The organism is Bradyrhizobium sp. CB1717, assembly GCF_029714325.1.
In the GTDB taxonomy this organism is placed as follows: domain Bacteria; phylum Pseudomonadota; class Alphaproteobacteria; order Rhizobiales; family Xanthobacteraceae; genus Bradyrhizobium.
Window position 1 is genome coordinate 2,978,555 of record NZ_CP121666.1, and the last position, 12,045, is coordinate 2,990,599.

Here is a 12,045-nt window from a genome sequence, read left to right on the forward strand (position 1 = left end):
GGTACCACGATGATCCCCGTTACATCCTTCGCCGGCAAGACGGTCGCGGTGTTCGGCCTCGGCGGCTCGGGGCTCGCCTCGTGCCACGCGCTGAAGGCGGGCGGTGCCGAGGTGATCGCCGCCGACGATAACGCCGAGAATGTCGCCAAGGCCGCGCAGGCCGGCTTCATCACCGCTGACTTGCGGAACGTCTCCTGGGCGAACTTCGCAGCCCTCGTGCTCGCGCCCGGCGTGCCGCTGACCCATCCGGTGCCGCACTGGAGCGTGCTGAAGGCGCGCGAGGCAGGCTGCGAGGTGATCGGCGACATCGAGCTGTTCTGCCGCGAACGGCGGCGTCACGCGCCGAACGCGCCGTTCGTCGCCATCACCGGCACCAACGGCAAATCGACCACGACGGCGCTGATCGCGCATCTGACCAAGGTCGCCGGCTACGACACCCAGATGGGCGGCAATATCGGCACCGCGATCCTGTCGCTGGAGCCGCCGCGCATGGGCCGCGTCCACGTGATCGAGATGTCGTCCTACCAGATCGACCTCACGCCCTCGCTCGATCCCTCGGTCGGCATTTTGCTGAATGTCAGCGAGGACCATATCGACCGCCACGGCACGCTCGCGCATTATGCCGCGGTGAAGGAACGCCTCGTCGCAGGCGTGCAGGCCGGCGGTACCTCGATCGTCGGCGTCGATGACGGCTTTTGCCGCGACATCGCCGACCGGCTCGACCGCGCCGGCAAGAATGTGGTGCGCATCTCCGTCAAGAATCCGCTGGCGAGCGGCATTTATTTCGAGCACGGCAACATCGTGCGCGCCTCGGGCGGTGCCCGCAGCGAAGTCGCCGCGCTCGGCGGTATCGGTTCGCTGCGCGGCCTGCACAATGCGCAGAACGCGGCCTGTGCGGCCGCCGCCGCACTCGCGATGGGCATCAGCCAGGACGTGCTGCAGAACGGCCTGCGCAGCTTTCCGGGCCTTGCGCACCGCATGGAGCAGGTCGGCCGCCGCGACAACGTGCTGTTCGTCAACGACTCCAAGGGCACCAACGCGGACGCCACCGCGCATGCGCTGTCGTCCTTTTCCGACATCTTCTGGATCGCCGGCGGCAAGCCGAAGGCGGGCGGCATCACTGGCCTCACCGGCTTCTTCCCGCGTATCCGAAAAGCCTATCTGATCGGCGAGGCCGCGCAGGAGTTTTCTGGAACGCTCGGCACGGTCGCGCACGAGATCAGCCAGACCCTCGATGTCGCGGTCGAGCACGCCGCGCGCGATGCGGAAGCCTCGGGTCTTGCCGACGCCGTCGTGCTGCTCTCGCCGGCCTGCGCCTCCTTCGACCAGTACCGCAACTTCGAGATCCGCGGCGCCAAGTTCCGCGAGCTGGTGCAGGCGCTGCCGGGCCTGAAGCCGGTGGTGTGAGGACCGTAGGATGGGTAGAGCGAAGCGAAACCCATCGCTCTCCTGGAAGTGATGGGTTTCGCTTCGCTCTACCCATCCTACAATTCCAAACATCCGCAGTTCCTTAACCCCCCGGTAACCAACCTCGGCGACCAATGGACGGACCTCTGTCCGAAAGCGGCCGCCCATGCTCTCCCGTGAAGAACGCACCCCCTTTTCCGAGTGGTGGTGGACCGTCGACAAGCCGCTGATGGGCGCCATCCTGGCCTTGATGCTCACCGGCGTGATCCTGTCGCTGGCGGCGAGCCCGCCGGTGGCGACCCGCATCGGGCTCGATCCGTTCCATTTCTTCAGCCGCCACGTGATGTTCCTCCTCCCGTCCTGCCTGGTGCTGCTCGGGGTGTCCTTCCTGTCGCCGCGTGCGATCCGCCGCTCGGCGCTGATCATCTTCGCAGCCAGCATCATCCTGATCGTGCTGACGCTCGCGATCGGCCCCGAGGTGAAGGGCTCGCGGCGCTGGATCACGCTGCTCGGCGTCAACATCCAGGCCTCCGAAATCGCAAAACCGTCCTTCGTCGTCATCGCCGCCTGGCTGTTCGCGGAATCGACCAAGCGGCCGGAGATGCCGGCGACCTCGATGGCGCTGGTGCTGCTGTTGATGCTGGTGTCGCTGCTGGTGATGGAGCCGGATTTCGGCCAGACCATGCTGATCCTGATGGTGTGGGGCTCGCTGTTCTTCATCGCGGGCATGCGCATGATCTGGGTGTTCGGTCTTGCGGGCGCCGCCGCAGCCGGCCTGTTCAGCGCCTATCTCTTCGTCCCGCATGTGGCGGGGCGCATCAAGCGATTCATGAATCCGGCCTCGGGCGACACCTTCCAGGTCGATACCGCCATGGAGGCCTTCTACAACGGCGGCTGGCTCGGCCTCGGGCCGGGCGAGGGCATCGCCAAGCGCAGCCTGCCGGACAGCCACACCGACTTCGTGTTCGCGGTCGCGGCCGAAGAGTTCGGCATCGTGCTGTGCCTCGCCATGCTGGCGCTGTTCGCCTTCGTCGTCATCCGCACGCTGTCGCGCGCCTATGCCAATGAGGACATGTTCTCGCGCTTTGCGGCCTCGGGGCTCGCGATCCTGTTCGGCGTGCAGGCGGCGATCAACATGTCGGTGAACCTGCAGCTCATTCCCGCCAAGGGCATGACGCTACCGTTCATCTCCTATGGCGGCTCCTCGATCGTCTCGCTGTCTTATGGTGTCGGCATGATGCTGGCGCTGACGCGGCTGCGTCCGCGCACCGAGGTCGAGGCCAGCGGCCACGCCGAGGCGATGCGGAGTTACGCCTAAGTCGTCATTGCGAGGAGCTCTTGCGACGAAGCAATCCAGAGTGTCTCCGCGGGGACAGCCTGGATTGCTTCGCTGCGCTCGCAATGACGGCAAGGGCCTTGTAAAAGGGCGTTTATGGACACCTCCCCCCTGATTCTTCTCGCCGCGGGCGGCACCGGCGGCCATCTGTTTCCGGCCGAGGCGCTTGGCGTCGAGCTGATCCGGCGCGGCTTTCGCGTCCGCCTCGTCACCGACGAGCGCGCGCTGCGCTATAGCGGGCTGTTCAGCAAGGACATGATCGACGTCGTCAGAAGCGAGACCGCGCGCGGCCGCAATCCGCTCCAGCTCGCCTATGCCGGCCTCACGCTCGCCGCCGGAACGCTGTCGGCCTACAGCCTGATCAAGCGATTGAAGCCGGCCGCCGTCGTCGGCTTCGGCGGCTATCCGACGCTGCCGCCGCTGGTCGCGGCGAAATTCGCCGGCGTCCCCGGCATCATCCACGATGCCAATGCGGTCCTCGGTCGCGCCAACCGGTTCCTGTCGAGCCGCGTCCGCGCCATCGCGACATCCTTGCCCGGCGTGCTCGATCGCGATCCGGCGCTGTCAGGCAAGACCACGACGGTCGGCACGCCGATGCGGCCCGCGATCCTCGCGGCAGCTGCCGTGCAATACACGGCGCCCGAAACCAACGGTCCGCTGCGCCTGCTCGTGGTCGGCGGCAGCCAGGGCGCACGCATCATGGCCGACATCGTCCCGGGCGCGATCGAGCGGCTCGAGCCTGCGCTGTGGGGCCGTCTCATCCTCACCCAGCAGGTGCGCGACGAGGACATGGCGCGTGTCCGCGCGGTGTACGACAAGCTCAAGATCAAGTTTGAGCTCGCGCCGTTCTTCACCGACTTGCCGGCGCGGCTCGCCTCCAATCATCTGATCGTGTCGCGCTCCGGCGCCGGCACCGTCGCCGAGCTTGCCGCGATCGGGCGGCCCTCGATCCTGGTGCCGCTGCCGGGCTCGATCGACCAGGACCAGTTCGCCAATGCCGGTGTGCTGGCCAAGGTCGACGGCGCCATCCGCATCCCGCAGACCGAGTTCACCTCCGACCGCCTCGCCGCCGAAATCTCCGGCTTCGCCGCCGAACCGGCACGCCTTGCCGCCATGGCCGCGGCCGCGAAGGGCGCAGGGCGGCTCGATGCCGCCGAGCGGCTGGCCGATCTGGTGGTCAAAGTCGCTGGAATCTGACGCGAAAAAGCCCTTGTCATGGCCTTCCAAAGCGGGGCATCCAGTAGGAAGGGCGCGCGGCTGATTTGGCCGTGACCTTCGCCAGATGCCGCCTTTCCGGCGGCAAGGTCAGGGAACAGAGCATGAGACTGCCGCGCGAGATCGGACCCATCCACTTCGTCGGGATCGGCGGGATCGGCATGAGCGGCATCGCCGAGGTGCTGGTCAATCTCGGCTACGCCGTGCAGGGCTCGGACGCCTCCGACAATTACAATCTCGACCGCCTGCGCAAGAAGGGCGCGAAGGTTTCGGTCGGCCACAAGGCCGAGAATGTCGACGGTGCCGAGGTCGTGGTGGTCTCCACCGCGATCAAGCGCGACAATCCGGAACTGATGGCGGCGCGCGAACGCCGCATTCCCGTGGTGCGCCGCGCCGAGATGCTGGCCGAGCTGATGCGGCTGAAGAGCTGCGTCGCGATCGCCGGCACCCATGGCAAGACCACGACGACCACAATGGTCGCAACGCTGCTCGATGCCGGCGGGCTCGATCCCACCGTGATCAATGGCGGCATCATCAATGCCTACGGCTCCAACGCGCGGCTAGGTGCCGGCGACTGGATGGTGGTCGAGGCCGACGAGAGCGACGGCACGTTCCTGAAGCTGCCGACGGATGTCGCGATCGTCACCAATGTCGATCCCGAGCATCTCGATCACTTCAAGACCTTCGACGCCGTGCAGGATGCGTTCCGCCATTTCGTCGAGAACCTGCCGTTCTACGGCTTTGCCGTGATGTGCATCGATCATCCCGTGGTGCAGAGCCTGGTCGGCAAGATCGAGGATCGCCGCATCATCACCTATGGTGAGAACCCGCAAGCGGACGCGCGGCTCGTCGATCTCACCCCGATGGGCGGCGGATCGAAGTTCAAGGTCGCCTTCCGCGATCGCAAGACCGGCAACGTGCACGAGATCGCTGATCTCATGCTGCCGATGCCGGGCCGCCACAACGCCTCCAACGCAACGGCCGCGATCGCGGTCGCGCGCGAGCTCGGTGTCTCCGACGACGCGATCCGCAAGGCCATCGCGGGCTTCGGCGGCGTCAAGCGCCGCTTCACCAAGACCGGCGAATGGAACGGCGTCACCGTGATTGACGACTACGGCCATCACCCCGTCGAGATCGCGGCGGTGCTGAAGGCGGCGCGGGAATCCACCAACGGCAAGATCGTCGCCGTGGTGCAGCCGCACCGCTACACCCGCCTGCAATCGCTGTTCGAGGAATTCTGCACCTGCTTCAACGATGCCGATGCGGTTGTCGTCGCCGACGTCTATGCCGCCGGCGAAGCGCCGATCGAAGGCATCGACCGCGATCATTTCGTTGCCGGCCTGCGCGCGCACGGCCACCGCGAGGTGATCCCGCTGCCGGCGGCCTCGGAACTCGCAGGCATCGTCAAGGGATTGGCGAAGTCCGGCGATCTCGTCGTGTGCCTGGGCGCCGGCAACATCACGCAATGGGCGTACGCGCTGCCCGGCGAATTGAAGGCGCTGGGGTGAGGTGGTGAGCTTCCCCGACATCACCCCCGTTCTCAAAGCCGCGATGCCCGACCTGCGCGGCCGGCTGCTGGCGAACCAGTCGCTTGCCGAGCTCACCTGGTTTCGCGTCGGCGGTCCTGCGCAGGTGCTGTTCACGCCGGCGGACGAGGACGATCTCGCCTATTTCCTCGCGCATCTTGCTTCCGACATTCCCGTCTATGTCATCGGCGTCGGCTCCAATTTGATCGTGCGCGACGGCGGCATCGCCGGCGTGGTGATCCGCCTCGCACCGCGTGCCTTCGGCGAGGCGACCGCGAGTGGCGACATCGTCACCGCGGGTACGGCTGCGCTCGACAAGCGCGTGGCGGAGGTGGCGGCATCCGCCAATATCGGCGGGCTCGAATTCTTCTTCGGCATTCCCGGCACGATCGGCGGCGCCCTGCGCATGAATGCGGGCGCCAATGGCGGCGAGACCAAGGACGTGCTGATCGAGGCGAGGGGCGTCGGGCGTGACGGCACCAAGCATGTCTTCTCCAACGCCGACATGAAGTTCGTCTACCGCAGCAGCGGCGTCGATCCCTCCATCATCTTCACCTCAGCGCGCTTTCGCGGCGAGATCAGAGATGCGGAGGCAATCCGCGCGCGCATGGCGGAGGTGCAGAGCCATCGCGAGAGCGCGCAGCCGATCCGCGAGAAGACCGGCGGCTCGACCTTCAAGAATCCGCCCGGCCATTCCGCCTGGAAGCTGGTTGACGCCGCCGGCTGCCGCGGCTTGCGCGTCGGCGGCGCGCAGGTGTCCGAGATGCACTGCAACTTCCTGATCAACACCGGCGATGCCACCGCGCACGATATCGAGACGCTGGGCGAGACCGTGCGCGAGCGCGTGAAGGCGAATTCCGGAATTGAGCTGCACTGGGAAATCAAGCGGATCGGGGTTTCCGCTTAGTTGTCGTTCCGGGGCGGTGCGAAGCACCGAACCCGGAACCTCGAGATTCCGGGTTCGCGCTTTGCGCGCCCCGGAATGACCAAGTACGAGGACACGAATGCGCATCACCATCCTCTTCGGCGGCTCCAACCGCGAGCGTCTGGTTTCGGTCGCCTCGGCCCAGGCGCTGCATCAGGCGTTGTCCGAGGCCGATCTGTGGTGGTGGGACGTCGAGGACAAGGTGCATGTGGTGCAGTCCAGGCAACTGCTCGAGCATGCCCGCCCGTTCGAGGACGAGTTCAAGCCCGGTACGCGTGGCATCCCGCTCGCGCAGGCGCTGGACAAGGCCAAGGCGGAAGATCGCGTGCTCGTGCTCGGTCTGCATGGCGGGTGCGCCGAGAACGGCGAATTGCAGGTGATGTGCGAGGCGCGCGGCGTGCCGTTCACCGGCTCGGGCTCGGCCTCCTCCCATCTCGCCTTCGACAAGATCGCAGCCAAGCGCTTCGCCGCGCTTGGTGGCGTCACGTCGCCGGCCAACGTCGCGCTCGACAACATCGACGAGGCCTTCGCCGAATATGGCAGGCTGATCGCAAAGCCGGCGCGCGACGGATCGAGCTACGGCCTGATTTTCGTCAATGCGAAGCAGGATCTCGTCGCCGTCCGCAACGCCGCGAAGCACGAAGAGTATGTGATCGAGCCCTACATCGCCGGCATCGAGGCAACCTGCGGCGTGCTGGAGCGCACCGATGGCACGATCATCGCGCTGCCGCCGATCGAGATCATTCCGGGCGAGGGCAGTTTCGATTACGCCGCGAAATATCTCCTGAGCTCGACCCAGGAGATCTGTCCCGGCCGCTTTTCGCCGGAGGTCACCGCCGCGCTGAAGGAGCAGGCGATGCTGGCGCACCGGGCGATGTCCTGCACCGGCTACTCCCGCTCTGACTTCATCGTCTCAGAGCGGGGCCTCGTCTATCTCGAAACCAACACGCTGCCCGGGCTGACCAAGTCGTCGCTCTACCCCAAGGCGCTGAAAGCAGAGGGCATCGAATTCGTCGAGTTCCTGCATGGCCTGGTCGAGCTCGCCGGGCGGGGCGTGCGGAAATAATTAGGACTGGTTAACGGCCGGACCGGCGAAACGGCCCGGTTTGGGTAAAATGCCGGACATCGCGGCATAAATGCCTCACTTGGCTGGGCAAAAAGCGTCCGGCGTTAACGAACTTTACCTTTTGTTTACCAGGACATCCGAAGGTTAACGCTGGCGGCGCATATGGCGCTTTGGCTGCCGGCGCGTGAGCTGTGGCGGGTGATGTCACCTCCAGCGAACGCTTTGAAGGGGAGAGGCTTCTTCTGCTGAAGACCAACACCCGGCCCGGCACCGAGACGTCATGTTCGCCAGGATCCGCGCGATGTCGCGGGCAAACTGTTGACGAGCTCGTGCAATGGATGGAGCAGGAAGCCTCACCCGGTCGCTTTTCAGATCGCTGAGGCCCCAAGCTGACCTGAAGGCGGCCGCTATCGGAGCGGTCGTGCTTCTGCGCGAGTGGGTGCAAGAGAAGCGCGAGGAGCAGCGCGCTGCCGCCAAGATCAAGACCAAAGCCAGGGCCAAGGCCGTCGTCGAGCGCGAGCCGCCGCCGCGCGTGGTCGCGCTGGTCGAGCGCTATGCGCCGCGCCGGGTCGGGATCACCATGACCGTGCTGCTGCTGCTCGGAAGCTGCGGCTTCGGCATCGTCAAGGGCGGCCATCTCCAGGATTTCATCACCGCGGTCAGCGACGCCCGCAACGCCATGGCCAATTCCGCCGGCTTCCGCATCACCTCTGTGGTGATCAACGGCCGCAAGCAGCTCACCCAGGACGAGATCCTCGCCATCGGCGGCGTCAGCGGCCGCTCCTCGCTGCTGTTCCTCGACGCCGATGCCGTGCGCGACAAGCTCAAGGCCAATCCCTGGATCGCGGATGCGACCGTGCTGAAGCTCTATCCGGGCCAGCTAATGATCGAGCTCACCGAGCGCAAGGCGTTCGCGCTGTGGCAGGAGGCCGGCCGCCTCTCCGTCATCGCCGACGACGGCGCAGTGCTCGAACCCTATGTCTCGCGCCGCTTCCTGTCGCTGCCGCTCGTGGTCGGCAAGGGCGCCGACACCCAGGCCCGCGATTTCCTGGCGCTGCTGGCGCGCTATCCGCAGGTCAATGCGGTGACCAAGGCTGCGGTCTATGTCGGCGAGCGGCGCTGGAACCTGAGGCTGAAGGACGGCCTCGACATCCGCCTGCCCGAGCAGGACGTCGGCAATGCGCTGGCGATGCTGTCGAGGCTCGACAAGGAAGACAAGCTGTTCTCCCGCGACATCGTCGCCGTCGACATGCGCCTGCCGGATCGGCTGGTGGTGCAGCTGTCCGACGACGCCGCCAAGGCGCGCGAAGACCAGTTCAAGGACAAGAAGAAAAAGAAGGCCGGGGACGCTGCATGACCGGTCTTGATCGCACCCAGACGCCGAAGACGCGCCAGATGCCGCACAAGCGCGGCGGCCTGGTCGCCTGTCTCGACATCGGCACCAGCAAGATCGCCTGCATGATCGCGCGGCTGAAGCCGTCGGCGCCGAGCGATGCCTTGCGCGGCCGCACCCACGCGGTGGAATTGATCGGCTACAGCCAGATCCAGTCGCGCGGCATGAAGGCCGGCGCAGTGGTCGATCTTACGGAATGCGAGCAGGCGGTCCGCCAGGCCGTCGCGCTGGCGGAGAAGATGGCCAAGGTGCGGGTCGAGTCCGTGCTGCTCTCGGTGTCCGGCGGCCGTCTCTCCGGTCAGCTGGTCGAAGCCGCCGCCGACATCCGCGGCGGCGCCGTGACGCCGGCCGACGTCAGCCGCGTCACCTCCACCGGCATGCGCCACGCCACCGGCGAAGGCCGTACCGTGCTGCACGCGCTGCCGGTCGGCTACACGCTCGACGGCGTCAAGGGCATCCGCGATCCCCGCGGCATGGTCGCGCACCAGTTCGGCGTCGACATGAACGTCGTCACTTGCGATGCCACCGTGGCGCGGAACCTGATGCTCGCGGTGGAACGCTGCCACATCAATGTCGAAGCCATGGCGGCGAGCCCTTATGTCGCCGGCTTGTCGGTTTTGACCGACGACGAGGCCGATCTCGGCGCGGCCGTCGTCGAGATGGGCGCCGGCACCACGACGATCGCGGTCTATTCCGGCGGCCGTTTCGTGCATGCGGCGGGTTTTGCGGTCGGCGGGCAACACATCACGATGGATCTCGCGCGCGGACTCTCCGCGACCATTGCCGATGCCGAGCGAATCAAGACTTTATACGGGACGGTCATCACCGGTGGATCGGACTCGCGTGAGCTGATGTCTGTACCGACAGCCGGTGACGAGCAGGATCTGCCGCAGATCGTCTCCCGCGCTACCATCGCCAACATCGTCAAGCACCGTGCCGAGGAAATCTTCGAAATGGTCCGGGACCGGCTGAAGGATTCGCCCTTCGCGTCAGAGCCCAACGGCCGTGTCGTGCTCTCGGGCGGCGCCTCGCAACTGACCGGTCTCGTCGAACTCGGAACTCAAATTCTCGGCCGGCCCGTGCGGGTCGGACGTCCCCTTGGCTTCGGCCGGCTGCCCAACGAGGCGAAGAACGCCGCGTTCGCGGTGCCTGCCGGACTCCTCGTCTACCCGCAATATGTTCACCAGGAACATGTCGAACCGCGGCATACGCGGCAGCAGGTCAGAACAGGGACCGGCGGTTATTTTGGAAAGGTTGGACGATGGCTACGCGAGGGCTTCTGATGACTCCTTTCCGCAATCTCCCATTTTCACCAACTCCCGCGGCCGCCGGCCGGGGCGAACCCACGCGCGCGTGATCGAGAGGCAACCATGACCATCAGCATCAATGTTCCTGATATTCACGAACTGAAGCCCCGCATCACCGTGTTCGGCGTCGGCGGCGCCGGCGGCAACGCCGTCAACAACATGATCACGGCGGGCCTTCAGGGCGTCGACTTCGTGGTCGCCAACACCGACGCGCAGGCGCTGACGATGTCGAAGGCGCAGCGCATCGTGCAGATGGGCACGGCGGTTACGCAAGGCCTCGGCGCGGGTTCGCAGCCGAACGTCGGCGCCGCGGCGGCGGAAGAGGTGATCGACGAGCTGCGCGACCATCTCTCGGGCGCCAACATGGTGTTCGTCACCGCCGGCATGGGCGGCGGCACCGGCACCGGCGCTGCCCCCGTCATCGCCAAGACCGCGCGCGACATGGGCATCCTCACCGTCGGCGTCGTGACCAAGCCGTTCCACTTCGAAGGCGGCCGCCGCATGCGCACCGCTGAAGCCGGCATCAACGAGCTGCACAAGGTCGTCGATACGCTCCTGATCATCCCGAACCAGAACCTGTTCCGGGTCGCCAACGAGAAGACCACCTTCGCCGACGCCTTCGCGATGGCCGACCAGGTGCTCTATTCGGGCGTTGCCTGCATCACCGACCTGATGGTCAAGGAAGGCCTGATCAACCTCGACTTCGCCGACGTGAGAGCGGTGATGAGGGAAATGGGCAAGGCGATGATGGGCACCGGCGAAGCCTCCGGCGACAAGCGCGCGCTGACTGCTGCGGAAGCTGCGATCGCCAACCCGCTGATCGACGACTCGTCGATGAAGGGCGCCAAGGGCCTCCTGATCTCCATCACCGGCGGCAAGGACCTCACGCTGTTCGAAGTCGACGAGGCCGCGACCCGCATCCGCGAGGAAGTCGACCAGGACGCCAACATCATCGTCGGCGCCACCTTCGACGAAGCGCTCGACGGCCTGATCCGCGTCTCGGTCGTCGCCACCGGCATCGAGCAGGCGGCGATCGCCCGCAACAGCCAGGCGACCTCCGCGCCGGTCGCGAACGCGGCGCCGCAGGTGGTGCAGCAGGCTCCCGCTGCTCCCGCCGCCGTTGCCGAGAGCCGTCTCGCCGACCTGACCGCGCGTCTGCGCGCCGACAATCAGCGCCTGGCCGAGCGCGCCCAGAAGCTGGAAGCCCAGATCCCGGCCGCCGCTCCCGCGGCTGCTCCGGTCGCACCGCGCCCGAACGTCGAGCGCGCCGCGCTCGCTGCCATCGCGGCTGCCGTTGCTGAAGCCCCGCAGGCGCCCGCGCCGCAGACCTATGGCGACGTCACCGTGCGGCCGATCGCGCAGAAGCCGACCCTGTTCCCGGAGCCTGACATGGCCCCGGTCGCGATGCAGGAGCCGATGACGCCGGAAAACTTCATCCCGCCGCAGGCCGAGCGCCCGCCGGTCCGCGCGCCGCGGATGCCGCGAATCGAGGAGCTGCCGATGCCGGCCCAGGCCGAGCTGCGCCAGGCCCGCGGTGAGGTCGAGGAAGAGACCCCGCAGAAGACCCGCCTGTCGCTGCTGCAGCGCCTCGCCAATGTCGGCCTCGGCCGCCGCGACGAGGAGAGCGAGCCGCCGGTCGCCGCCCGCACCGCCGGCCCGGCCATGCCGCCGCTGCCCGATCGCCGACCGCAGAAGACCGTGGCGCAGCAGATCGCGACCAGCGAGCCGGTATCTGAGTATGCCCGCCGTCCCGCGCCGCAGGGGCTCGACATGCATGGTCGCCCCGCACCTGTTGCGCCGGCGCCACAGGGTGACGACCATCTTGATATCCCGGCCTTCCTGCGGCGGCAGGCGACCTGAGGATTGTTAC

9 protein-coding genes are annotated in these 12,045 nt (G+C 66.8%); all 9 read left to right on the plus strand.

From position 1 onward, the window contains the following. Positions 1-9 precede the first annotated feature (9 nt). The 9 genes from murD (at position 10) to ftsZ (ending at position 12,035) form a co-directional block, all read left to right on the plus strand. Positions 10-1,407 (plus strand): UDP-N-acetylmuramoyl-L-alanine--D-glutamate ligase, encoded by a 1,398-nt coding sequence (gene murD / locus QA649_RS14100; RefSeq protein WP_283024718.1) that lies wholly within the window; start codon positions 10-12, stop codon positions 1,405-1,407. Between the two features lie 166 nt (positions 1,408-1,573). Beyond that, entirely contained in the window at positions 1,574-2,725 is a 1,152-nt protein-coding gene (gene ftsW, locus QA649_RS14105; RefSeq protein WP_283024719.1) for a putative lipid II flippase FtsW, read from the plus strand. A gap of 114 nt (positions 2,726-2,839) precedes the next feature. Further along, entirely contained in the window at positions 2,840-3,940 is a 1,101-nt protein-coding gene (murG, locus tag QA649_RS14110; RefSeq protein WP_283024720.1) for an undecaprenyldiphospho-muramoylpentapeptide beta-N-acetylglucosaminyltransferase, read from the plus strand. A gap of 122 nt (positions 3,941-4,062) precedes the next feature. Beyond that, positions 4,063-5,466, plus strand: coding sequence for a UDP-N-acetylmuramate--L-alanine ligase (murC, locus tag QA649_RS14115; RefSeq protein WP_283024721.1), 1,404 nt, complete (start codon positions 4,063-4,065; stop codon positions 5,464-5,466). Positions 5,467-5,470: 4 nt separating this feature from the next. Then, the gene (gene murB, locus QA649_RS14120; protein WP_283024722.1) at positions 5,471-6,391 is read left to right on the plus strand and encodes a UDP-N-acetylmuramate dehydrogenase; all 921 of its coding nucleotides are present in this window, start codon (positions 5,471-5,473) and stop codon (positions 6,389-6,391) included. 97 nt (positions 6,392-6,488) lie between these two features. Next, positions 6,489-7,475 (plus strand): D-alanine--D-alanine ligase, encoded by a 987-nt coding sequence (locus QA649_RS14125; RefSeq protein ID WP_283024723.1) that lies wholly within the window; start codon positions 6,489-6,491, stop codon positions 7,473-7,475. A 334-nt stretch (positions 7,476-7,809) separates the two neighbouring features. Then, entirely contained in the window at positions 7,810-8,832 is a 1,023-nt protein-coding gene (locus tag QA649_RS14130; protein ID WP_283024724.1) for a cell division protein FtsQ/DivIB, read from the plus strand. Then, positions 8,829-10,151: a cell division protein FtsA gene (gene ftsA / locus QA649_RS14135; RefSeq protein WP_018640932.1), complete on the plus strand. Its 1,323-nt coding sequence runs from the start codon at positions 8,829-8,831 to the stop codon at positions 10,149-10,151. The genes QA649_RS14130 and ftsA overlap by 4 nt, the downstream gene beginning before the upstream one ends. An 87-nt stretch (positions 10,152-10,238) precedes the next feature. Next, on the plus strand, positions 10,239-12,035 hold the full coding sequence (gene ftsZ, locus QA649_RS14140) for a cell division protein FtsZ (protein WP_283024725.1): 1,797 nt from the start codon (positions 10,239-10,241) through the stop codon (positions 12,033-12,035). Positions 12,036-12,045: the final 10 nt, after the last annotated feature.

Bases quoted from the DNA above. Each gene is read 5' to 3' on its own strand.
- QA649_RS14125 (WP_283024723.1), top strand. From the start codon at position 6,489: ATGCGCATCACCATCCTCTTCGGCGGCTCCAACCGCGAGCGTCTGGTT.
- murC (WP_283024721.1), top strand. From the start codon at position 4,063: ATGAGACTGCCGCGCGAGATCGGACCCATCCACTTCGTCGGGATCGGC.
- murD (WP_283024718.1), top strand. From the start codon at position 10: ATGATCCCCGTTACATCCTTCGCCGGCAAGACGGTCGCGGTGTTCGGC.
- ftsW (WP_283024719.1), top strand. From the start codon at position 1,574: ATGCTCTCCCGTGAAGAACGCACCCCCTTTTCCGAGTGGTGGTGGACC.
- QA649_RS14130 (WP_283024724.1), top strand. From the start codon at position 7,810: ATGGATGGAGCAGGAAGCCTCACCCGGTCGCTTTTCAGATCGCTGAGG.
- ftsA (WP_018640932.1), top strand. From the start codon at position 8,829: ATGACCGGTCTTGATCGCACCCAGACGCCGAAGACGCGCCAGATGCCG.
- ftsZ (WP_283024725.1), top strand. From the start codon at position 10,239: ATGACCATCAGCATCAATGTTCCTGATATTCACGAACTGAAGCCCCGC.
- murG (WP_283024720.1), top strand. From the start codon at position 2,840: ATGGACACCTCCCCCCTGATTCTTCTCGCCGCGGGCGGCACCGGCGGC.